The organism is Brevibacillus sp. AF8, from assembly GCF_021270385.1.
Classification (GTDB): Bacteria; Bacillota; Bacilli; order Brevibacillales; family Brevibacillaceae; genus Brevibacillus.
Genome location: NZ_JAGQDN010000008.1, coordinates 22,680 through 46,198, shown reverse-complemented (window position 1 = coordinate 46,198; position 23,519 = coordinate 22,680). Strand labels below are relative to the sequence as shown.

Annotated in this window: 21 protein-coding genes and 1 pseudogene; 14 read left to right on the top strand and 8 right to left on the bottom strand. The window is 46.5% G+C overall.

The features are described from left to right. Window positions 1–81: 81 nt before the first annotated feature. Window positions 82–972 carry a LysR family transcriptional regulator gene (locus tag KB186_RS12925; protein ID WP_173608309.1) on the bottom strand — a complete coding sequence of 297 codons (891 nt, stop codon included), beginning with the start codon at window positions 970–972 and terminating at the stop codon, window positions 82–84. 110 nt (window positions 973–1,082) lie between these two features. On the opposite strand from KB186_RS12925, the gene hutG reads away from it, so the two are divergent. The 3 genes from hutG to KB186_RS12910 all read left to right on the top strand — a co-directional run bounded on the left by hutG (window position 1,083) and on the right by KB186_RS12910 (window position 5,269). Beyond that, window positions 1,083–2,051, top strand: coding sequence for a formimidoylglutamase (gene hutG / locus KB186_RS12920; protein WP_173608308.1), 969 nt, complete (start codon window positions 1,083–1,085; stop codon window positions 2,049–2,051). Between the two features lie 12 nt (window positions 2,052–2,063). Continuing rightward, window positions 2,064–3,251 carry a sodium/glutamate symporter gene (gene gltS / locus KB186_RS12915; protein ID WP_047068478.1) on the top strand — a complete coding sequence of 396 codons (1,188 nt, stop codon included), beginning with the start codon at window positions 2,064–2,066 and terminating at the stop codon, window positions 3,249–3,251. Window positions 3,252–3,694: 443 nt separating this feature from the next. Continuing rightward, a complete protein-coding gene (locus tag KB186_RS12910) occupies window positions 3,695–5,269 on the top strand; it encodes an FAD-dependent oxidoreductase (RefSeq protein ID WP_173608307.1) in 1,575 nt (524 codons plus the stop codon). Between the two features lie 4 nt (window positions 5,270–5,273). Here the strand turns inward: KB186_RS12910 and KB186_RS12905 are convergent, their stop codons facing one another. Next, entirely contained in the window at window positions 5,274–5,864 is a 591-nt protein-coding gene (locus KB186_RS12905; protein ID WP_173608306.1) for an AAA family ATPase, read from the bottom strand. 164 nt (window positions 5,865–6,028) lie between these two features. Between KB186_RS12905 and KB186_RS12900 the strand changes: the two genes are divergently transcribed. Beyond that, entirely contained in the window at window positions 6,029–6,616 is a 588-nt protein-coding gene (locus KB186_RS12900; protein WP_173608305.1) for a DUF3238 domain-containing protein, read from the top strand. 217 nt (window positions 6,617–6,833) lie between these two features. Then, window positions 6,834–7,403 carry a GNAT family N-acetyltransferase gene (locus KB186_RS12895; protein WP_173608304.1) on the top strand — a complete coding sequence of 190 codons (570 nt, stop codon included), beginning with the start codon at window positions 6,834–6,836 and terminating at the stop codon, window positions 7,401–7,403. A gap of 61 nt (window positions 7,404–7,464) precedes the next feature. Here the strand turns inward: KB186_RS12895 and KB186_RS12890 are convergent, their stop codons facing one another. After that, window positions 7,465–8,925 carry a flavin monoamine oxidase family protein gene (locus tag KB186_RS12890; protein WP_173608303.1) on the bottom strand — a complete coding sequence of 487 codons (1,461 nt, stop codon included), beginning with the start codon at window positions 8,923–8,925 and terminating at the stop codon, window positions 7,465–7,467. A 154-nt stretch (window positions 8,926–9,079) separates the two neighbouring features. On the opposite strand from KB186_RS12890, the pseudogene KB186_RS12885 reads away from it, so the two are divergent. The 4 genes and pseudogenes from KB186_RS12885 to KB186_RS12870 all read left to right on the top strand — a co-directional run bounded on the left by KB186_RS12885 (window position 9,080) and on the right by KB186_RS12870 (window position 12,912). After that, a pseudogene (locus KB186_RS12885) lies at window positions 9,080–9,667 on the top strand (putative glycolipid-binding domain-containing protein). Beyond that, window positions 9,660–10,046, top strand: coding sequence for a hypothetical protein (locus KB186_RS12880; protein WP_173608302.1), 387 nt, complete (start codon window positions 9,660–9,662; stop codon window positions 10,044–10,046). The pseudogene KB186_RS12885 and the gene KB186_RS12880 overlap by 8 nt, the downstream one beginning before the upstream one ends. An 18-nt stretch (window positions 10,047–10,064) precedes the next feature. Continuing rightward, window positions 10,065–10,535, top strand: coding sequence for a macro domain-containing protein (locus KB186_RS12875; RefSeq protein ID WP_221869052.1), 471 nt, complete (start codon window positions 10,065–10,067; stop codon window positions 10,533–10,535). A gap of 361 nt (window positions 10,536–10,896) precedes the next feature. After that, window positions 10,897–12,912: an endonuclease MutS2 gene (locus KB186_RS12870; protein WP_173608300.1), complete on the top strand. Its 2,016-nt coding sequence runs from the start codon at window positions 10,897–10,899 to the stop codon at window positions 12,910–12,912. Between the two features lie 78 nt (window positions 12,913–12,990). Here KB186_RS12870 and KB186_RS12865 read toward each other — a convergent pair whose 3' ends face one another. The 3 genes from KB186_RS12865 to murB all read right to left on the bottom strand — a co-directional run bounded on the left by KB186_RS12865 (window position 12,991) and on the right by murB (window position 15,648). After that, entirely contained in the window at window positions 12,991–14,181 is a 1,191-nt protein-coding gene (locus KB186_RS12865) for a multidrug effflux MFS transporter (protein ID WP_173608299.1), read from the bottom strand. A 187-nt stretch (window positions 14,182–14,368) separates the two neighbouring features. Continuing rightward, complete coding sequence (locus KB186_RS12860) at window positions 14,369–14,722, bottom strand: HesB/IscA family protein (RefSeq protein ID WP_173608298.1); 354 nt, start codon at window positions 14,720–14,722, stop codon at window positions 14,369–14,371. A gap of 23 nt (window positions 14,723–14,745) precedes the next feature. Further along, window positions 14,746–15,648: a UDP-N-acetylmuramate dehydrogenase gene (gene murB / locus KB186_RS12855; protein WP_173608297.1), complete on the bottom strand. Its 903-nt coding sequence runs from the start codon at window positions 15,646–15,648 to the stop codon at window positions 14,746–14,748. A gap of 220 nt (window positions 15,649–15,868) precedes the next feature. Here murB and KB186_RS12850 point away from each other — a divergent pair, with 220 nt between their 5' ends. Together KB186_RS12850 and KB186_RS12845 are read left to right on the top strand one after the other, a co-directional pair. Continuing rightward, on the top strand, window positions 15,869–16,498 hold the full coding sequence (locus KB186_RS12850) for a helix-turn-helix transcriptional regulator (protein ID WP_173608296.1): 630 nt from the start codon (window positions 15,869–15,871) through the stop codon (window positions 16,496–16,498). Between the two features lie 59 nt (window positions 16,499–16,557). Next, window positions 16,558–17,475, top strand: a complete 918-nt coding sequence (locus KB186_RS12845; RefSeq protein WP_232773757.1) for a phosphotransferase — start codon at window positions 16,558–16,560, stop codon at window positions 17,473–17,475. Window positions 17,476–17,530: 55 nt separating this feature from the next. Here KB186_RS12845 and KB186_RS12840 read toward each other — a convergent pair whose 3' ends face one another. Beyond that, complete coding sequence (locus KB186_RS12840; protein WP_173608294.1) at window positions 17,531–18,853, bottom strand: sigma-54 interaction domain-containing protein; 1,323 nt, start codon at window positions 18,851–18,853, stop codon at window positions 17,531–17,533. A 482-nt stretch (window positions 18,854–19,335) separates the two neighbouring features. Between KB186_RS12840 and fmdA the strand changes: the two genes are divergently transcribed. Then, window positions 19,336–20,517, top strand: a complete 1,182-nt coding sequence (gene fmdA, locus KB186_RS12835) for a formamidase (protein ID WP_106782843.1) — start codon at window positions 19,336–19,338, stop codon at window positions 20,515–20,517. A 36-nt stretch (window positions 20,518–20,553) separates the two neighbouring features. Further along, window positions 20,554–20,865: an FmdB family zinc ribbon protein gene (locus KB186_RS12830; protein ID WP_173608292.1), complete on the top strand. Its 312-nt coding sequence runs from the start codon at window positions 20,554–20,556 to the stop codon at window positions 20,863–20,865. A 19-nt stretch (window positions 20,866–20,884) separates the two neighbouring features. On the opposite strand, the gene KB186_RS12825 is transcribed toward KB186_RS12830, so the two are convergent. After that, the gene (locus KB186_RS12825; protein ID WP_232773756.1) at window positions 20,885–21,619 is read right to left on the bottom strand and encodes an SDR family NAD(P)-dependent oxidoreductase; all 735 of its coding nucleotides are present in this window, start codon (window positions 21,617–21,619) and stop codon (window positions 20,885–20,887) included. Between the two features lie 276 nt (window positions 21,620–21,895). Between KB186_RS12825 and KB186_RS12820 the strand changes: the two genes are divergently transcribed. Continuing rightward, window positions 21,896–23,515 carry an AraC family transcriptional regulator gene (locus tag KB186_RS12820; RefSeq protein WP_232773755.1) on the top strand — a complete coding sequence of 540 codons (1,620 nt, stop codon included), beginning with the start codon at window positions 21,896–21,898 and terminating at the stop codon, window positions 23,513–23,515. The last annotated feature ends 4 nt before the right edge of the window (window positions 23,516–23,519 follow it).

Here is a 23,519-nt window from a genome sequence, read left to right as displayed (position 1 = left end):
TTCTATCATCTTTTTGATCCCTCTACATATCCAAGGACAAGATGGAGCAGAAGCTGTATGCAAGCGAGGAGAGAGTATTCGCTATGTTTTGGAAGGAAACTTTCCCCGAACCTCCTCCAGAAAAGCCTGCACAGCCGGGGCCAAATAACGATTTTTCAAGTACGCCAAATAAACCGTCCGCTCCAACGCAGGCGAATCAATCGTTTTCCGAACGAGTGAAGCATCTGTTGATCCAGACAAATAGTTCTCAGGAATAATCGTTACCCCCAAATTCTCCCTCACTAACGTCAATGCAGTTTCAAAGCGCTCAATCTCAAATTTGATTTGCGGGTCGACTTGTTCAAACGAAAAGGCCGTTAAAATATCCTCCCTTGTCTGAAATCCCTCTGTACTAATGATGAATGGCTCATTAGCCAAGTCTTTTAATCGAACGGATTCCTTTTCTGCCAGCGCATGATCCTTGTGCAGCACCAGCATTAAGCGCTCATCATACAGAGCAATGGATTCAATATCTTCTTCATTGATGAATTGGTTGGTTATGAGCAAATGCGTATGATACTTCCGCAGTGATTCCTTTACAGCTTTCCCGCTCAGAACCTCGATTAGCTTGATGTTAATCGAGGGAAAACGCCCCTGATATCCGCGAATGACTTTTGGAATCCAATGCTTTACGGACTCTATGATGCCGATGATAAGATCGCCGCTCCCGGTTAGCTTTACTTCTTCCATCTCTTTTTTTAGCATGTTCATTTGGGAAAGAAGCAGCAATGCTTTCTGGTACAAGATTTTACCAGCATCCGTCAATTCCATTTTTCTCGTGTTTCTCTCGAGCAGTGGAGAGCCGACTTCTTGCTCCAGATTTTTGATCGCGTTACTTAAGGAAGGCTGCGAAATATGCAGTTTTTGTGCGGCTTTGGAGTAGCTCAACTGATCACAAACTGTCACAAAATAGTGCAAATGTTTGATATCCAACTGGGGCACCTACCCTTATTTATAGCATAAAGCTATCAATTTATTTGAATTATATATTAGAAATAATAAGTTTGTCATTATATAATCAATAAACAAAAGGTTCAGAAAGGATGAATAGCTTGCCAAAGAATGTATCAGCAGATTTGTGGACCGGCCGGACTGACCATACGGAGAGAAGAAGCAGTTTTCGCTACCATCAGATTGTAGAAATAACGGACTTGGATACATTGCAAGCTGCCGAGGATCGCACAGTCGCTATCATTGGGTTTGAATGTGAAGAGGGAGTGAGGCGCAATCAAGGAAGATTAGGTGCAGCCAAGGCTCCAAACGCAATTCGGCAAGCGCTTGCAAGCCTTCCTTGGAAGGTGGAGGAAGGGAAACGTATTGTAGATGTGGGGAATGTTGTTTGTCCAAACGAAGAGCTGGAAGCAGCTCAGGAAGAATTGGGGAACGCCGTCTCTGCAATCTTTTCCAAAGCCATGACGCCCATTATTTTAGGCGGAGGCCATGAGACATTGTATGGACATTACGCCGGTGTCCGCAAGCATATTGGAAAAGAGGCTTCCCTGGGCATTATCAATATTGACGCTCATTTCGATTTGCGTTCCTATGAAGTTCAGCCTTCATCTGGGACGATGTTTCGGCAAATACTAGAGCATGACAAAAATAGCAGCTATTTTGTGTTGGGGATTCAGCGCTATGGCAATACGCAAGAGCTATTTGATAAAGCAGATGAGCTCGGTGTGAGCTATGTGTATGAAGAAGAGATGACAGACGCGCGAATGGATGAAATTAGTTTATCTGTAAGCGAATTCATTGAAAAACACGATCATGTCATGCTGACGCTATGTACAGATGTTTTAAACGCAGCCTTTGCACCGGGAGTAAGTGCGCCATCTCCTTTCGGCTTAACACCAATGGTTGTTCGCACTTTGATCCGTGCCGTTGCCACTCATAAGAAAACGCTTTCTTTTGATATTTGTGAAGTGAATCCGGTTTTAGATGAAAACGGAAGAACCGTAAAGCTAGGTGCTTACTTGACGAATGAAGCCATCATGGGATTACTAGAGAACAACTAAGGGGAGACAACTATGACGTTAGCACTTAATCAAGTAACGACGATTTTTCTCGCAGTAGCACTTCTCGTATTAGGTACTTTCCTCGTAAAAAAGGCTAGTTTCTTGCAAAAGTTTTGCATCCCGGCACCAGTGGTTGGGGGCTTGTTGTTCGCTATTATTGCAACAGCTTTGAAAGCGACCGGAATTTTACAAATTACATTGGATACTTCCTTGCAAAGCTTGTTCATGCTTACGTTTTTTACTACTGTTGGATTGGGAGCGAGCTTTAAGCTGATCAAGCTTGGCGGGAAGCTGCTCGTTATTTACTGGATCGCCTGTGGATTTCTGGCTCTGGCACAAAACGTAATCGGTGTGTCACTAGCTTCCGTGTTCGGTATTCATCCATTGATCGGGATGATGGCAGGAGCTGTCTCCATGGAAGGTGGACATGGAGCAGCTGGTGCTTTTGGACAAACGCTTGAGGACATGGGCATTCAATCTGCGTTGGCGATTGGGATCGCAGCAGCTACCTTTGGTCTCGTAGCAGGGGGCTTGGTTGGCGGACCGACTGTGAAATATTTAATTGCCAAATACGATCTGAAGCCGACGGAAACGGAAGAAGTAGTAGAGACAGTAGAAGAAAAAGGACAACCGATTCACTCGAATACCTTCTTCATCCAAGTCCTGCTGATTACATTCTGTATGGCATTGGGAACGTATTTGGGAGAGCTGTTCTCGACTGCAACCGGATTTGTTCTGCCGGGTTATGTGGGAGCGATGTTTGTAGCGGTGATTGTCCGTAACATCGTAGATAAGCTCAATCCAAAAGCAATCGACATGAAGAGCATCAACCTGATCAGTGATGTGACGCTCGGAATCTTCCTGTCCATGGCACTGATGAGCATCAAGCTGTGGGAAGTTGCCGACCTAGCGCTTCCAATGCTCGTGATCGTATTTGTTCAAGTAGTATTCATCGTTTTGTTCGGGATTTTCGTCCTGTTCCGTTTGCTTGGCAAAAACTACGATGCCGCAGTTATGGTCGCAGGCTTTACAGGCCATGGTCTGGGCGCTACTCCAAACGCAATGGCGAATATGGCGGCCGTAACGGGAAGATTTGGTCCTTCGCGAAAAGCATACTTGGTCGTTCCGATCGTTGGTGCCTTCCTGATTGATGTGTTCGCGATGCCGATCATTATTACCACGATTAATTTGTTTAAATAAAGACGATTTAAAATCCCTTCATGCTGAGATAGTCACGCTGAAGGGATTTTTTGTGCTTATCTTCACTTTGCGGTGCTTTCTGTCGCTTGTATTTTTACAAAAAATAGAAAGAAAAGGGAGTAATTTCTTGACTGTTCGCATCCTGTTCGTATATATTTGTATAAGAACACACGTTCTTGTTTTTGCTTAGACGATTCCACTTCAATACACAAGTTTGGCGTGGAGATGGGGAATTCAGGCTTGGTAAGAGACAGCTGGAAGGGGATGAAAAGGGTCATCACTCTGAGGGGAAATTAGGGGCATAGATCCAGAGACAAAGTTTGCACAAGTAGAAGCTGATAAAAAATATTTAGTGTTTTTTGCGAAAATTGTAACGTATTGTCATTTTTTGCGTATTAACTGACAGAAACAACCAAAAATCAGAAAATGTGGAGGGAAGTAGAATGAGAGAACTTCATGCTGATGTGGTGATTATTGGGGGAGGCACTGGTGGCTGCGCAGCAGCACTGGCAGCAGCGAAATCAGGAAAATCAGTCATTATGACGGAGGAAACCGATTGGATTGGCGGTCAATTTACGAGTCAGGCGGTACCTCCAGATGAGCATCCATGGATCGAACAGTTTGGTTGCACGCGCAGCTATCGCACATTCCGTGACAGCGTGCGTGACTATTATCGCAACCATTACCCAATGACGGCAGAAGCACGCGTCATTCCGAATCTTGACCCTGGTAACGGTTCCGTAAGTCGCCTTTGCCACGAACCAAAAGTAGCACTGGCTGTTTTTTATCAGATGCTTGCTCCGTACATTAACAGTGGTAGACTTACTATTCTGACTAATCATAAGCTGCATGCCGTTCGCATGGATGGCGATAATGTCTTGTCGATCACGGTCGAAGATAAGAAGCATCATGATTTTCATGAATTGGTAGCACCTTATTTCTTGGACGCGACAGAATGTGGAGATGTTCTCCCGCAAGCCGGCGTCGAATATGTGCTTGGCGCTGAATCAGTTGATCAAACGGGAGAGCCAAATGCTGTTGTCGGACCGCCGCAGCCAAATGATATTCAGGCGTTTACGTATGTCTTTGCCATGGACTATTTGGAGGGAGAAGATCATACAATTGCCAAACCGGAAACGTATGACTTCTGGAGAAACTACAAAGCAGATTTTTGGCCGGACAAGCTGCTCAGCTGGACAGGTTCCAACCCGCGAAATACTGCTGAATCTGTAAGATATGAGCTGTTCCCGGGTACTAAATATTTTCCGCTCTTTACGTATCGTCAGGTTGCTGATCCGAAAAACTTCCAAACCGGTTTGTACAAGAGTGGTGTATCGCTCGTTAACTGGCCGCAAAATGATTACTGGTTGGGCTCGATCATCGATGTGCCAGAGGAAGAGCGTCAGCGTCACCTTTACGGTGGTAAACAGCTGAGTCTCTCCCTTCTGTATTGGATGCAAACAGAGGCTCCTCGCCCAGATGGTGGACAAGGGTATCCAGGCCTGCGACTGCGCAAGGATGTAGTAGGAACAGAGGATGGGCTGGCGATGTATCCGTATATTCGTGAATCCCGCCGGATCAAAGCCGAATTCACCGTATTGGAGCAGCATGTGAGTGCATTTGTCCGCAAAACAGGCAAAGCAGAGGCTTTCGAAGATTCCGTTGGAGTCGGTAGTTACCGAATCGATCTACATCCGAGTACAGCGAACCGCAATTACGTCGATGTGTCTACCTATCCGTTCCAAATTCCGTTGGGCAGCTTAATCCCTGTGCGTGTAAATAACCTGCTGCCAGCGGGCAAAAATCTTGGGGTTACGCATATTACAAATGGATGCTTCCGTCTCCACCCAGTAGAGTGGAACGTTGGTGAAGTAGCTGGTTATTTGACAGCTTATTGCTTGCAATATGGCTTGACTCCTCGCGCTGTTCGAAACACTCCTGATGAGCTGAAAAAGTTCCAAGCGTTCTTGTACGCGGAAGGCGTAGAGTACTTCTGGCCAACGATGTACGCAGTGTAAGAAGTTAGACGATTTGGTTGCCTGAGTTCGGCATGTCACTGAACTCAGGCTTTTTCATGGAGAGTAAGATTTCCTCCACCGTTTCCTGAGGTGCCTGCTCGGAAGAATCGATCCACATGCCGAGCTTTGGTGTCTCGGTTTGCAAGATTTTATTGAGGTGGGAAATCGTCCAAGCACCATACCCTGTTTTGGAACGGGAAGCTTCTCTCTCTTCAATTGCTTTTTCGCTTGGCGAGAGTACTACAACATACAACGGACGGTTCCGAATCATTTCAACAAATTCGCCCAAAAAGGGGCCGATCACAACATCCTGTACAACGACATTAAATCCTGCTTCAAAAAAAGTGTCTGCTGTAGAGGCTGCTATTTTGTAGCGCAACCGCAACTGTCGAATGGCTTCTTCTGACGGTTCAGGCATGTACTCCTCTCTGCCATTTACAATCATTCGTCGGAACGAATCACCACGCAGATGGACGCCTCGATTCAGCTTTTCAGCAAGTAACTGAGCTACCGTTGATTTTCCAGAAGCCATAACCCCGGTAACGAGAAAGATACATCTGTCTGGAACATGAAGATTGGCATTCTCTTGCAACATCTTTATCCCACCTTACTTTATCAGGATAGATCCTATTTTTTTGCACGGAAAGTAATGATAAGCAGCGTTGACAACGAAATGATGATATCTGCATGGTGTTCTTTTTTTACCAAAACATAACATATTTGTCTTAGAAGAACAATGACACATGGAGGTGCCAAGGTATGGTGAACCTGATCAAAATCAGGGCGAGTGTATTTATCCCCCTGTCATGGACGGAACCAAGAACTGATTCGCAAACAGGAAAAATCATTCAATTCGAAGGCGATTCGCGTGAATTTACCCCGCATGCAGTTAACGCCATGCGTTCCAGAGTGGAGCAAGAGGTTGTCGTAGACTTTATGAAAAAAGAAATTTTCACCTATCAGAACACGGGAATCACAACAGAGAAGATCACGAATCCTGATGGCTCGATTCAGCTGAGAAAGGGAAAAGCGAGTACGGACGGCATTTTGTGCAGGAATATGATATGGAAATCGGATGATGAAGTGAGCTTTGAAATGAGCGCAAGTGCGAGCAATCCCCTGAATGAGCATGCGCCTCCGGTTGACTACTTATTATCAGTTACGGCGAAAAAGGATGGTCTTGTACAGATCGAAGGAGCGCATGATGGCTTCCCTTGTTTTGAGTTTTATAAGCAAGCGGATTTTGGACCGTTTGAAACGATTCATACCCATGATTTCCGCGAAACAGGTGATACTCCGGCAGCCATGGCTGGAGAGATGGAATATCACTTTCGTAAGATGCTGTAGTACGAACGCATTAACACTCTGCTATCCTCCACCAGTAGAACAGAGTTGTCACGACAACTATATGGATCAAGGCATCGTCAAAAAGAGCAACGCACAAGCAGATTCAGCAATTCGAGACATTGCTTCTTTCTATCATAAACTATATCATGAACTAGATTATGGAAGGGAATGAGGCAACCAAAATGTCCCGTCCTACGTTTGTGAGGAGGTTCTTATCGTGAGTAGCCCGACGATGTTCGATCAATTCCCTGTCATCGAAACAGACAGATTGATCCTGCGACAACCTGATCAACAAGACATAGAAGATATTTTTGAAGTGTTGTCACATGAAGATGTGGCGAGATATGTAGGAATAGCGAGATTTCAATCGATTGCAGATGCTGAAAATGAACTTCGATGGTACCGAGACTTATTTGAACAAAAACAGGGACTCAGGTGGGCGGTCACGGATCGTTTCACTGGAAAATTTCTTGGTAGCTGCGGCTATAAACATTATCATGCTGGACATAACAAAGCGGAGATTGGGTATGATCTGAATTTTTCGTGGTGGAATAAGGGGATCATGTCGGAAGCACTGCGGCCCATTATCGCGTACGGGTTTACGCATATGCATCTAAACAGAATAGAAGCAGATGCAGATACACGAAATACGGCATCTATCCATTTGCTCCAAAAATTTGGCTTTCAGGTGGAAGGAATCCATCGAGAAACGGAATTTGAAAATGGGATGTACATTGATCTTGTGAAGCTGGCGCTGCTTCGAAAAGAATATGAGTGGAATTCGTAAAAGAATCATAATCGACAAACGGCGGGGAATGTACGGAATATTTTATCGTACAGAACCCCGCTTATTTTCTGCCCACCTCTACAGCCACGCGCACAGCAGACTCAATCGCCCCCTGAATCCAGCCGTGATATTCATTCGAGATATGCTCCCCCGCAAAATAAATTTTTCCTTCAGGCGCACCAATGTGGGAAGCAAATTCCGTCTCCTGCAACGGTTTGAACAAGGCAAAGGCACCAGCAGCATGGGGCTGCAATGCCCAATTATGTGCGACCCCCGTAACGAATGTATTGTACACCTGCTCTCCATGAATATCAGCCAGATGCTTTACTGCTTGCATCACTTGAACTTCTTTCGGCATGCTGAGCCAAGGAAGGTCGTCATCTTCCCATGTGTAACTGACCAATACGACACCCCCGGGCCGATCAAATCCGTGATTGGGGAAGTAGGAGAGGCGAATAGGTGAATCCGTTACTGTTTGTCCGCTCCTTATTCCTTGTGCTTCCCAGAAGCGCTGAGAAAACTGAACGCCTATTTTGGATGAAGAAACATAGTGGAGTTGACGAATGGCTTTCCATTTTTGATAGGAAAACAGGTCGTACGGTTCGACCTGAACAAACTGCAAGACAGTAAAAGGGATGGTAATAATCGCGATATCGCCGGTCATCTGAAACATTTCGTCTGTGTCGGTACGAACGCCAGAAATGGTCATTTGATTCCCCGTCTTGACGATTCGCGTCATTTTATGCCGGAGATATATATTGTCTTGTAATTGTGGGAGAAATGCCTGTGGTAGCTGATCAAATCCCCCTGCTATTTCGTAAAAGCGTGTAGAAGGATCGAACAGGATGAAGTCTCGTAAAATTTCGGGAAAGGCGAGCTCAGGGAAACCCTCGAAGCCAGTCATGACCTTGATCATATCGATAGCGGGGGAGGATAAGGAAGGACCAACAGGATTGAAGCGCAAGAACTGGTCCATGGAAAATCGATCGTATTTTTTGACGATGATGGGCCAGTTCGTTGCTGGATTGAGATTGATGAAGTCGATGACAGGCTTAATGGCTTGCCCGGCTAATTCATTGAAAGTACGGCCTTTTTCATGTGGGGCTACAGGGAACCGGAGGATGTCAGGATTGCGTTCATAGATCCAGCGTCTTGTTTTGATGCCATTTACGGAGAGGATATCGTTGGGAGAGTTGTTGATAAACGGATGAAGGGGCAGAGCGAATTTCGTCACGTATGCCAGGGTAAGTTCGTGCGTGTGAGGAATACGCATGGCCCCGGCATCCAGATAATGGCCATGGGTAAATGGAGAGCGCAATGTGTACACTCTGCCCCCTATCCGGTTTGCTGCTTCCAAAATCGTTACGTTGTGTCCCGCTGCTTTTAGCAACGAGGCAGAAACAAGACCAGCCATCCCAGCCCCGACGATGATGATATGGAGGGGGGAGTGGGTTTTGGGGAGACCATTGCGAATAATGGACAGCATGTCAGGTTGTGTTAAGGAGAGGGAGGGATTATCCATCGATTGTCTCCTTTCCATTATTTTCCGGTACTATGATCCTATTCCATAGATGACTCAGGTATGCGTTGTGCAAGCCGGTTATACAGGACTCTACCATTTTCATCCAAGAAATGATAGGATGAGAAAAGGGGAACAAATGATCGGAGGGGTTCGCATGTTACCAACGAATGTTATCTAGAAACCAACCACAGGTGTAGGATATGAGCATTTGAGCATACGGGAGGGCTCGAACAGAATCCACGTAAATAGCATGGTGATCGGAAGGCTGGATGACGCTAGTATAACCAGAATCCAATATGAAATGGTCCTGGATTCAAATTGGGTCACACGTGAGGTTTCACTGGCAATCATGGGCGAAGAAGGAGCTTTGCATCTCTCATCGGATGGCAAGGGAAACTGGACGAATGAGGTGGGTGAGCCCATTCCTGAGCTCTTTGGCTGTATCGATATCGATATTTCTTGTACACCTTTCACAAATACACTGCCAATCCGCCGTTTATCGTATTCTCCATGGGAACCACAGTCTATTCAAGTAGTCTATTTCTTGGCCCATGAGCTGACGTATAGACAAGTGCAGCAGCAATATACGCTGTTAGAAAGCAATGGGGACTCTTCTGTCTATCGATACCAGGCTGGAACATTCGTGGAGAACATCACTGTTGATACAAATGGGTTGGTCCTGAACTATCCAGACCTGTTTATTCGTGAGCAGGAAGAAGGAGTGATTGTTCTGCATGGCTGAAAGGTTTATGGCGGGTATAGTGGCGAGTTTTTTATTTACATTTGCAACTGCCCTTCTGTATTTTCAGGATCGATTCTCGGTTCTTCCCGTCGCGATGCTTACGTTCCCGACGGTGTTTATGTTAGGGATTCCGCAATCTATCATCATTGATTGGGTCATGAAGCGAATGCCATTGAACAAGAGAAGGCACCTTCTCATACTGGAAGCAATGCTGTACGTCGTAGCTGGAATCATCGCAACGATGATGCTTTTTTTCATCGTTATGCATACCTTAACGCTGCTTCTCAAGTTTTATGTCCTGGGCGTAGCGGCATCTGTGCTTTATTTTGTTTGTCTGCGCTTCTTTAGGCGTAAAAAGAAAGTCCTGCATGAAGCGTAAGGAAAAGGAGTGAGTGCCATGAATGAATGGGTACAAGTCGTGTCAGGAAATATTTTGGAAGCTACAGAAAATATCATCGTGCAGCAGGTCAACTGCATGGGTGTGATGGGAGCAGGTCTTGCCAAGCAAATTAGGGCCAACTATCCAAGTGTTTATACGGCGTACAAGCGTCATTGCGAGCAGTATGCAGATGCACGAGGCGACCTCCTTGGACAAGTGCTGCTTTGCCAGGTCGGGGAAGGGAAGTACATTGCGAACCTTTTTGCACAGCTCGGTTATGGAAAAAAAGGAGTCTATACGAAATATGACATGCTGCAAAAAGGGTTGGAAGAAGTTCTCACCCTCGCGAAAAAAGAAAATCTGACCATCGCCATTCCATACGGGATCGGCTGCGGATTAGCAGGCGGGGATTGGGATGTGGTGAGGAAGCAGCTTGACGATATTTTTACTGGTTATGGTGTGAAGCTGTACAAATTCGAAGCGGATTGACGGCAGAGGATCACATGCGCTATAGTGAAAGGAACCATATCTAGGGAGAGATGTTGATGTCGGCGGTCGTTCTTAACTAAAGCAATTCCATACAAAAGGTCTTGATTCACCATTCGAAATTTTGCCCTGTAGCAAAGTTTCTTTGTGCTGGGTGATAATCGGCCTTGGAATTAGTTAAGAACAACGGATATCATACAATGCCTTAGGTGAAAACCCTATCATTGCGCCCAAAATCCGTGCTGTGTTCAGCGCGGTTTTTTATTTGGTTGCGTTTTGTTTAGGTATACCAAAAAAAGGGCGGAGAATGACATTTGTTCATTCTTCGCCCTTTTTTATTTTTCATAAAAAGGAGAAATCAGTCATGAATGAAAAAGCATTACAGCGTCTCGAATACGACAAGATCAAAGAAAAGGTAATGGAATACGCCTTATCGTACGCAGGGAAAAAGCATGTAGAACAAATGATGCCAATGGACTCTGTCAAGGTAGTGCGTAGTAAGCTGGACGAAACAGCTGAAGCCAAGAACATCCTGCAAAATGGAGCTAGTGTACCAATTCCCGCGCTGGAAGGGATGGAGAAGATCCTTTCTCTTCTGGGGACGGGATATGTATTTGGCGTAAACGATTTTACGAATCTGTACTTGTTCCTAACGAGTTGCTCACAACTCATGAAGTACATGGCAACAAAAGCACAATTGGCGCCACGCGTAAGCACCTATGCAGCATCGATGTACGACGCTACAAAATTGAGGAACGAAATCGAACAGTGCATCCGTCATGGGCAAGTTGTCGATTCCGCCAGCAAAGACTTGTTGAAGGTGCGCAAACGAATTGTCGTATTTGAAGATCGCCTGAAAAGGCAATTGGATTCGATCATGAACAAATATCGTTCGATCATGCAAGAAAATGTGATTAGTACACGCAATGGACGCTATGTCATCCCTATCAAAAAAGAACATCGCAAGCAAGTGGCAGGCAGTGTCTTAGATGAGTCGGCGAGCGGTCAAACCGTCTATATGGAACCGACGGAGATCAGCGCCGTACAGTTTGAGCTGACAGCACTCAAGGCAGAGGAAGAACGCGAGGTAACAAAAGTACTGATGCAATTATCCGCGTTCGCAGAAGAATATACCCATGAACTCACCGCGAATGTCGAGATCGTTGGAATGTATGACTTCCTTTTCGCAAAAGCGAAGTACGCATTGGCAATCGGAGGCGCGAACGTCGAGCTAAACGAAAAAGGAATCCTCGATGTCAAGGAAGCACGGCATCCGCTACTCGGTCCGAAAATGGTGCCACTGCATTTGAAAATTGGCCGAGAGTACAAATCGCTTATTATTACAGGTCCCAATACAGGCGGGAAAACATTGACCCTAAAAACCATTGGGCTGTTAACCATGATGGTTCAGTCAGGTTTGCTAGTACCAGTACAGGAAGGCAGTCGTTTCTCCATTTTCCGCAACATCGCTGTAGATATTGGGGATGGGCAGAGTATCGAGCAAGCGTTAAGCACGTTTTCGGCGCATATTCATAATGTCTTGGAAATCTTGAAGATTACCGACGCCTCGACCCTTGTTCTAATTGATGAGATGGCTACGGGTACAGATCCAGGAGAAGGGGTCGCTTTATCGATTGCGATTTTGGAGGAGCTGCACCGAAGAGGAGCGACGGTAATCGTGAATACACATTTTAACGAAATCAAAAATTTTGCCTCCGCAACTGCCGGGTTCCAAAATGCACGAATGGAATTTGACGAGGAGACCTTGCAGCCACTGTATCGCTTGCGAATCGGAGAAGCTGGCCAGAGCTACGCATTCCTGATCGCACTGAAGCTGGGTATCCCGTCTGAGATGATTCAGCGTTCTCGGGAAATTACTCGGAATGGATTCATGACTACGACTGCCGCTAATGAGAGGCTGGAACAATACCAAGACGTCGAGCAGGAAGAGTATGAGGCTCCAGGCTATGTGGAGTCACGGATAATAGAAAAGCCGGAAGAAGTGGTAGTGGCAGTAGAAGAGGAAACGCGTGAGCAACTTTCCCAGGAGATTTCCGAAAAAGCAGCAGATACCCCAGCCACGCCAAAGCGTGACAAACCATTTGCTGTTGGCGATAGTGTATTCATCTCCTATTTGGGGAGAACCGGCATCGTGTTTGCTGCGGAGGACTCCAAAGGTATCGTTGGCGTCATGATTCAAAATCAGAAATATAAAATCAACAAAAAGCGCCTCGTCTTGCATATTGAGGGCAAAGAGCTGTATCCGGCCGATTATGACATGGACATCGTTTTTGAGACAAAAGAGAACCGAAAGAAACGTAAAATGATGAGTCGCAAGCATGTCGAAGGATTATCGATCGAGACGAAGCGGGAGGAGTGACGAGTACAGGCAAAAAGCCGATTTCTCTATGAGAGAATCGGCTTTTTGGTGTTGAAGTTGCTGAAAAGAGCGAATCGGCTATTTGGTTGTATGGCTGGCCGTCATTTGTTTACTAACAAGCACCATCATGATTGCCAATAGCAAGAAGTAGATTGGCATGGTGACCAGCGAGCCGTTATGAAAATAGCTCATGCCACTCGTGATGAGACTGACGATGAGGTAGTAAATCAAACCAAAAATAGCGCCAGCAGTTCCGAGCACATCGCTGTAGTGGACAAGAGCTAAACTCAGGCAGTTTGGAATCATGATCCCAATCCCTAGCAAAAGGGTAAAGATAGAGATTACCATGATCGCCATCGAAACAACGGACGGGCTCACTCCATACAAAGTGAAACTTGTGAGGCATACTGCTCCTAACGTTGTCACCAGTGAGCCGATCAGGATAATGTTCTCAGCGGGGTATTTGGTTAGTTGTTTTTTCGAGAGCATGGCCCCGATCACAGAAGCCAAAGCTACGAAAATCCCCAAGAACCCAAACACACCAGGCGTCATGCCGAAAAACGCAATGAAAATAAATGGCGCTTCGGCATAGTAACTGAACAACATGCCATTTGTCGCCCCAATTAAGAAGCCAAAAGCCCAAATCCTTTTGTCCGTAAAAAGGCGTTTGGCTACAGCCAGCGTGTTTATCTTTGAAGCGGTAAATGTTTTGGTCTCAGGCAACGATACAAACGCGTAAGCAAAAATCGCTACGCTCATCGCAATTAGCGTGAAGAAAACAGCCTGGTATCCAAACGATTGATCCACCCAACCACCGATTAAGGGGCCAATTGCAGGCGTAAAAGCGAGAGCAGCTGAAATCTGAGCAAAAACAGCATGACGCTTGGTGGTATCGGTACTCTCTCGTAAAATGGTTTGGGTTACCACCGATCCTGCACTCGCACCGAAAGCTTGAATGAACCGGCTCCATAACAACCAGTCAGCTGAAACGGAGAGGTAGCAACCCAAGCTGCCCAGACCGTAAACGAAAATTCCCCAGAGCATGGCAGGGCGTCGGCCGGTAGCGTCAGAGAGTCTTCCCCAACAAAATACGCCAAAGGCAAAACCGAGGAAGTAAATACTGAGTGTCAGCTGGATCGTATTGTTACTGGCATGAAGACTATTGGCGATATCAGGTAACGAAGGTGTGTAGATCGTTTCACTAATTTGCGGAAAACCCACCAGAATGATCAACAGTAGCAAAGATGGTGTTGAGATTTTTGTATTCACTTGTACATTCCCCCTACATTCCGAAAATCTCAAACAGCGCAGGAGGGAGATTACGGGATTGGGGGTTTACATTTGATTAGTCTGGAAAATGAAAGCATATTGTCACCTTACATAAGTAATAGGGGGAAATTTTTCACTAGAATAGCATTCGTTTGCAATCGGTGACAAGTCATTTTCGTCTGGTGATTTACTCACACTTTTCTCTTTTTCCTCGATGTAGGGCTGTACGGAAGCTGCTTCCACAGCCGCAGGTTGCAATCGCATTCGGGTTTTGGATCGTAAACCCACCCATCATTCCTGTCTCTTTATAATCGATTTCGACGCCATCGACATACGGATAACTTTCCGGATTGACGACCAACTTCACGCCATCCATTTCGATTGTGGAGTCGCCCTCTTGATAAGTATCATCAAAACCGAGCGCGTAGGTCATTCCGGAACACCCGCCGTCCTTCACGCCAAAACGAATGAAGAGAGGAGAGCTTTCTTGTTCAAGCATATTTTGAATGCGAGTGACAGCAGCTTGGCTGATTTGAATCATCGTGAGACCTCCCTTTTTTATGTTTACAGTTCACCTACGATCACAACTTCAGGAACAAGCTGAATGCCAGATTGGCTGTGAACTTTTTCCTGAATCTGTCTCATGAGTGTCCATACATCAAGTGCAGTGGCATTGCCGGTATTCATAATAAAATTGGCGTGTTTGCTCGATACTTCCGCGCCTCCGTACCGCATACCTTTTAGGCCAGCATCTTCGATGAGCTTTGCCGCAAAATGGCCCGGTGGATTTCTGAATACACTGCCCGCACAGTCGAACGGCAGAGGCTGTGTTTTTAAACGTTTTTCTTTATATTGGTTCCATTGGAGCTTGATGCTTTCGCTATCGCGCAAAGTCAGTTCAAAAATCGCTTCCGTGATGATGACATCAGCATCTTGCAAGGAAGAGTGGCGATAAGAAAAATCCAAATCTACAACACGCAAGGAGCGAATGGCTCCGGTTTGTGTGATCACTTCAGCTGAATGGAAAATGTCTGATATATCCGATCCGTTGGCGCCTGCATTCATATACACAGCTCCGCCGACAGACCCGGGTATTCCACCTGCGAACTCCAAGCCACTGAGTCTGTGCTTGTTTGCCAATGCTGCAAGCTTGATTAAGGAGTAGCCGGCCCCTGCGTAAATCTGATTGCCCACGATTCGGGCATAGTCCAAAGCCTTGTTTAATTTAATGACCGCGCCACGATACCCCTTGTCTGTGATCAAAAGGTTGGAACCCTTTCCCATCACCATCCATGGGACATGATGTTCATTCAGTATTTGTAGGACCATGATCAGTTGAGATTTACTGCTCGGTATAATCAGTAAATCCGCAGGTCCGCCAATTCTCCAGGTAGTATGTGCCGCCAAAGGCTCCTGATAAGTCACTTCGACCTGTCGTTCACGGAGAAGGGAGAATACAGCTTTCATCCTTTTCACCTATCCTTCTTGGAAAAAAACACCGTGCACTACAATCATAGTATAGGCACTAATTTATATATATTCAACTAAAATGTTTAATAAATTGCAGTTGCGTAACCTTTGTGATGAACAAAGAGGGTCACTTTATAAACATGTTTGTTGAATTAGTTATACAAAGGACATATACTGTGAGCGTATCGTTCTTTTCCAATAAAGGGGCGAAGAGAAAATGGAGAGATATAAACACCTGTCAACACGTGAATACATTCTATTGTTGCTGAAAAGAGAAGGGGAACTCAGCACAAAGGATTTACAAAACAGGCTGGAACTCACAAAGGTAGCTGTCAGCAGGCAAATGATCTACTTGGAAAAAGACGGTTTTGTTGTGTGCAGAGTAGGTCGTCAAAAAGCAGGCAGACCGATGCATTACTACTCGTTGACACAGCAAGGCAACGAACAATTTCCGAATGATTACGGGCAATTGGCCGTGGATTTGATGGAGCATATCGTGCTGGCAGACGGGGAAGACCGAGTGGATCAATTTTTCGCAAGACAACAAGAAAAGATGATCCAGAAATACGAGGGACAGATGGAAGGAAAAGCGCTATCTGAAAAGGTGGCAGAGATGGCGCGCATCCAAGATGACAATGGATTTATGGCGAGATGGGAGCAGGTCAGTGATGAGGAATATGTGATCACGCAGCACAATTGTCCTTATTTTAAAGTAGCAGATCGGTATCAGATGATTTGTGCAAGAGAGCTTAATTGTTACCGAGCGTTACTGCAGACGAGCGTAGAACGGACGGAATGCGTGGCAATCGGCGGAAAGAGATGTGTCTATCAGATCCGATCTACGTAATCGTAGCTGTAAGCACCCATCACGGCAGATGAAAGGACAAATGGGAGGGGACGAAAACCATGACCAACTCGAATCCATGGGATGCTGACTGGGACGTATCCGAACCATTGGCACGTGCACTCATTTTCCGTCAGTTTCCGCGGCTATCTTCCATGCCCATTAAGCTGATTGGCTGTGGGTGGGATAACGTGGTCTTTCGAGTGGGGGACGAATATGTCTTCCGTTTTCCCAGGCGGAATGTCGCTGTTGCGTTGATCAAGAAGGAAGGGGTGCTGCTGCCAATGCTTGCGGCATTCCTGACGATCCCGTATCCGAAGCCGGTTTTTTATGGGGAACCAACCAACGACTATCCATTCCCTTTCTTGGGGTACACGTATGTGCCTGGAACGTTTCCAAAAGGCTTGACCGACGAGCAGCGTGCTTCATCAGCAGTGGCACTTGCAACGTTTTTAAAAAGCCTGCATGCATTTCCGTCCCAGCGTGCCCGGGAGAACGGCATCGAGCATGATCACAGGAACCTCCTGGACATTGCACAGAGAAAAGAAAAGATGCAGACGTTTTTGTCTACCTTAGTTGTACATATTCCTGCAGAGGATCGGGATGCGATCGCAAATTATTTAGGACAAGTCGTGATCGACCGATTAAGTCCACGTGAAGTGCTGCTGCACGGAGACTTGCATGTTAAAAATATGCTGGTAGATGAAGCCGGGCAGATATCAGGCATCATTGACTGGGGCGATCTCAATCTGGGTCACCCGGGAGCGGATGTAAATGTGGCGTACAGTTTTTTACCGCCACAAGCCCGTCAATCGTTTTTCCATACGTATGGAGAAGTGGATGAAGAGACAAAAATATTGGCGAGAATGATGGCGGTGTACATTCCGATGCTGCTCTGGATGCAAGCCATTGATCACAATGATGAGATAGTAGCAGAGGAAGCAAGAATGACGATACGGCGAGCACTCGCTGGCGAATAGGGTATCTGTAAAATGATTCGGGGGACAAGCTGCTAAGGCTCATCCCCCGAATTTCTTATCCGATTCCTAACTCTTCCATTTTTCGATAAAGGGTGCTTCGCGCAATACCTAGCTTTTTGGCAGCGGCGCTGATGGACGGAGCTTGTGTGATGGCTTGCTGGATCGTCTGTCGCTCTAATTCGCGCAATAATGGCAAAGGTTCCCCGGATGCTTCTTGCAGCCCATACTGCTGCTGCCATTCGCTCGGGAGATGGTGAGAGGTGACCCACGAATCACCAAACGCATGTAAAAATGCCCGTTCCACGATATTGCGCAGCTCACGAATATTTCCGGGCCATGAATGCTGCTTTAAGATCGCCAGGGCAGATTCACAGATATCGGTCGGACCGCCAGCATATTGGGTATGTAGCTGCTGGAGGAACTCGTGAGCCAAGGTTGCAATGTCTTCCTTGCGTTCGCGCAGAGGAGGGATGCGTATTTGCAGGACATTGAGCCTGTAGTAAAGGTCTGCGCGAAACTGCCCATTTTGTACCTGTTCTTCTATAGAACGATTGGTGGCTGCGATAATCCGAATGTCCAATGGCTTTTCTTCATGAGAGCCCAATCTCGTCACTTTGCGCTCTTCGAGGACGCGTAGCAAAAGCACTTGAAGCTCCAAACTCATTTCCCCGATTTCATCGAGAAATAGCGTTCCTCCATTTGCTGCTTCGAATTTTCCTGGTTGTCCTCCTTTTTTTGCTCCCGTAAAAGCTCCTTCTGTATATCCAAATAGCTCACTGGCGATCAGTTCGCGTGGAAGTGCTGCGATATTGACCGCAAGAAAAGGGCCGTCTTTTCTCGAACTGGAGGAGTGGATGGCACGTGCCAGGACTTCTTTGCCACAGCCTGTTTCTCCGAGCAATAACGTATTCGATAGCGATTTTGCAGCAATACGTGCTGTATGTAGTTGAGCTTGATAGAGGGGGCTATTCGTATGAATCTCTGAAAAAGAATCGCTGCTAGTAGTCTTTGAAAAGGTTGACATACTTGGGCGAATAAGAAAAAGGCGATACCACGTCTTCTCACCCAGATCGAGTTCTTCTAAATACCAATTGGTTAAGCGTTCTTGTTCCCATTCCGCCTCGAGCACAAGGCCTTCAACTAACGAAAATCGTTCTTGTGCCCGCTTGTTAGCAAAAAGTACGATGCGCTCGTCACTGAGTGCGATGAGGTATTCTTGGCTGTTTTCCGCCCATGCGAAAAGAAGACTCTTCCAATTGGGAACAGAATGAGAGGGATGCCTGAGTGCTGGAATCACATGATTCGTTTGAAGGGCAGAAGAATGTCGCGTAGTGGAATGAGATAGCGGAAAAAGCGGCAAAGAGCCATTTTGTAGCAAATGGATTAGCGCATCCCTAATCAGAGAAAATTCATAGGATGAAAGATTCGCGGAGGCCTGTAATTGCTGATAGAGAGAGTGAAAGACAGCATGAGGGATCGCGCGATGATGGGAACGCTCGGTTACGGAGGAAGAATCGAAAGACGAGAGTAGCATGCCGGCTTCAAAAATCGTTCTCGCACCCTTTCTTGTTATAGTTTGTTTGTTCGATCGTGGGACAGGTGTCCGACAAGGAAGCAGGGAAACAAACGACACACAATGACGAAAGCGATACAAGAGAGGTGGGACATTTCCGGGTCAAGGGCAGATCAACTGCATGACCTGTTTTGCGACAAGCACTTTCTATTAAGTATACAGGAGAAAGTAGCCAAAAGAATCGGTATTATCAAATTTTTATTAGGTCCAGCAAGCATTGGCATGTCATTTGCTTCTTTTTGTGAATGTAGGGCATACGCATTTTGAACAAGTGAGGGGGAAGCAGCATGCCAGAAGTTTTATTTCGAGTTGATTTGAACAAACCGATGGAGGAGCAGGATACACCTGGTCACAACAGATGGCATCCAGACATTCCAGCAACCGTTTCCGTGAATCCAGGAGCTGTTTTCCGCATGGAATGTAAGGACTGGACGGACGGGCAGATCGCGAATAACGATGACCCTTCCGACATTCGGGATGTCAATCTCAATCGCGTCCATGTGCTCAGTGGACCTGTCTGGGTGAATGGAGCAGAGCCAGGCGACCTCTTGGTTGTCGATATTCTCGATATCGGGGCACTCCCTCAATCGGAATGGGGTTTTAACGGGATTTTCGCCAAAGAAAACGGCGGGAGCTTCCTCGTCGATCATTATTCGCAAGCAGCCAAGTCGATCTGGGACTTCCACGGCATTTACACCACTTCTCGTCATTTGCCAGGAGTCAAATTTGCTGGGATTCTTCATCCAGGCTTGATTGGTACCGCACCTTCCCACCAACTGTTGGATCGCTGGAACCGAAGAGAGAGCGACCTCGTAGCGACAAATCCTGAACGAATGCCGCCACTCGCGAATTTGCCGACCCCGCACAGTGCCGTGTTGGGAAGTCTAAAGGGAGCCGAGTTTGATCGGATTGCCAGAGAAGCGGCCCGGACTGTCCCCCCTCGCGAGCACGGAGGAAACTGCGATATTAAAAACTTGTCCAAAGGCACTCGCATTTACTTTCCGGTTTATGTAAATGGAGCGAAGCTGTCCATGGGCGATTTGCATTTTTCACAAGGAGACGGAGAAGTGACCTTCTGCGGCGGTATTGAAATGGCTGGTTGGCTGGATCTTCATGTGGACGTCATCAAGGGCGGGATGGCCAAGTATAACATCGTGAACAACCCTGTATTCAAACCGGGTCCAGTAGAGCCTCGCTATACCGAATACCTCGTTTTCGAAGGAATTTCAGTCCACGAGACGACAGGGCAGCAGCTGTACATGGATGCGCATGTTGCCTACCGCAATGCATGCCTGAATGCCATCGAATATTTGAAAACAGCGATGGGTTTCACAGGGGAGCAGGCGTACATGCTGCTGGGAACGGCACCGGTGGAAGGAAGAATTGCGGGAATCGTCGATATTCCGAACGCATGCTGCACCTTGTCTATCCCGACAAGCATTTTTGATCGAGATATCTTGCCGAAGTAGCCAAGAAAAAGAACGCGAAAGAGGGAGCCAAATACGATGCCGAGATATGATTACATGTGCGAGGAATGTGGTCCATTTGTACAATGGCTGAAGATGAGCGAGCTTACAGATAGCATTGCGTGCCCCAATTGCCGGCTACCGTCAAAGCGTTTGTATGCCGCACCAGGATTGATCATGACACCGCAAGCGCTGCGACAACGTGTTGAGCGTGGCGTGGAACCAAAAGTGGTACGGAAGCATTCGCATTCCCATGAAGGAGGAGGGTGCAGCCATAACCACGGTAGCCAGACACAGCGGGGACATTCTCACAGTCGTGGGGGCAAACGCCCTTGGATGGTAGGGCACTAAACGCCCCTTTGCCATGCTATTACCGCAGATATCCACCGTTGTTGATGTCAAAAGTCGCTCCGGTGTAGTGTTTGGACTTCTCCGATAACAGGAAAACGACGGTATCTGCTACGTCCGCTGGCATTACAGGGCTGTCGATGAGGCCGTGAGCGAGATATTCTGCCCGACGCCATTCTGGAATGGTGTCCATCATCGGTGTAGCAACCATAGTGGGTGCTACCGCATTGACCCGGATGTAGGGAGCGAAGTTCATTGCGCAGCTTTTCGTCAAGCCGAGAATTGCCGCCTTCGAGGTTCCGTAGACTGCATCCGAGCTGCCCTCGATTCCGGATACAGAGGACAGGTTGACGATAGCTCCTCGTTTTTGGGCAGGAAAAAGGAGCTTTCCGAACATCTGTGAGAAATAAATGCAACCTTTTACGTTAATCGCGAGCACTTTTTCAATTGTGTCGAGGTCGTAGTCCAGAATGTTTTTCGCCAGGTAAATGCCTGCGTTATTGACGAGACTGGTACAATCCGCATGCTCTGCCTCGATATGCGCAAAAAAAGCCGCGACCTCTTCATATTTGCTAACATCCACACAATACGTATGTAGTCTTTCTGCTCGATCCATCTCTTCTTCCAGTGCCAGCAAAGCTTCCTGATTGAGGTCACACGCGATGACAGCGGCCCCTTCTTTCAAGCAGTGCATCACTACGGCTTTCCCGATCCCAGAAGCTGCTCCTGTTACGATTACTTTTTGATTGCTCAGCATACCTGTACCTCTTTCTGTTAGTTTTTTAGTAGAAACATAGGTAGAAAATATGAGATGCTTTGTTAAAATATACGATCATTTAGAAATAGTTGTCTACAAAGAGTGTCATGAGAATAACTTAAGTGGAAAGAGAAAACGTCGAGTGGTCATCTTGTTGATCGCTTGGCGTTTTTTTGCTTTTTCTCACTCGAGTGCAATTGCGGTTTTGCCAAGTCTCTCGTACAATTGGTGAGAATTGTTATCATTTGATGCATCATGATTCAAGAGGAGTTATTTATGGGAAAAACAGACATATTTAGTGATCCGAATGTCATCACTGTAAATGATGTGCACGTTTTGTCCATTTCAAAAGAATGGAAGCTTGTAGAAGCGAGAGAGAGAAGCGAACAAATCATTATTTTGGTAATAGAGGGCAGGGCGTCGTTTCGGTTGGATAAGACAGGAGGGATGCTTAACCAGGGAGATTGCATGTTCATATCTCCAGAGGATATGAAGGAAGGGCTCGCCCTCTTGCCCATTACGGAGAACCTCTATGTTTGTTACGTGGCGCTTTTTGCTGCTCATGCCAGAAAAGAAAGGGATGGGTGGCTCATAAACGAAGTGATGCTACCGATTCAGGGGAAGCACCATATCGAAACTATATCCTTAATTCACCATCACATCGAACAATTGCATCTGGCATGGCGAAAAGATCGCTTCGATCAGGCAACCATGCAGATTCTTTTTCTGAAGCTATGGCAAGCTATTATGGCTGGAATCACGCTGCAAGAGAAAAAAACAGATCGTCAACAACTTCTTCAAGGGATCGCTGAGCATATGGAGCAGCATTGTGAGGAGACTTTTCAGATCGAGGAGATGGCTCGCTACTCAGGAATGACGCCGACCCTTTTCTACCAGCAGTTTAAGGAGTACACCTCGCTCACTCCCTTGCAATTCATCAATCGGAAACGAATGGAGAAGGCTTGTCAGCTTCTGGTGACGCAGGACGTGCTGATTCCTGAGGTAGCTAGTGAAGTGGGCTATCGGGATGTGTACTATTTCAGTCGGATGTTTAAAAAGATCGTTGGCGTGCCCCCTTATCGCTTCAAGAAATCGTTACAAAAGAAAATCGCCGTACTCCATCCAGCAATCATCGGTGATCTGCTCGCATTGGGGATTTCGATCCAACATCTGATCCCTGTTTGGGAAAAGCATCGGCAAAAGAGGCCGTACTCCCAGATGGAAGCAGCCACACTGGAATTTGACTTGTACCGTCTGCATCAGATGGAGCCAGATTTGATTGTCGGAACAGATCAGGTTGCCCCTTGGCTTGAACAATTGGAAACCATTGCACCGACCTGGCTCATTCCCTTTAAAACAACGACTTGGCGAGATCATTTGCAGCAGGTAGCTGCCATGCTAGGAATTACAGAGGTGGCGACCAGTTGGCTCTATTATTATGATCTGAAAGCAGCTGCGGCTCGCGAGCGTATCCGCAAAAAAATTGGAAATGAAACCGTTATGGCAGTGAGGGCGTGGGATGGTGGAGCCCGTATATTTGGTGCGAAAAGGCGGAAAATTTCCGATATTTTATACGGTGACCTACAGGTAAGACCTCCAGTGGGAACAGATTATTTTGCCTTTCTGGATATCGCGAGCCTGGATGAGCTTCAAGATTTTCAGGCTGATCATATTCTGCTTTTCGACGAAAGGAAAATTCGAACGGATGTACGCAAGCATCGATTAAAAGGAAATGTACATCGAGCTGGGGTATATCCTTGGCTGCATTATTCCGCCCTCGGCCATGAGCAATCCATATCAGAGGCGCTCACGCATCTTGCAGAGTCACAGGAATGTACAAAAAAGGAATCAGGTTCTTCAATTTTCTTGCGCCCACAAGTTTGTGATAATGATTGAGAAT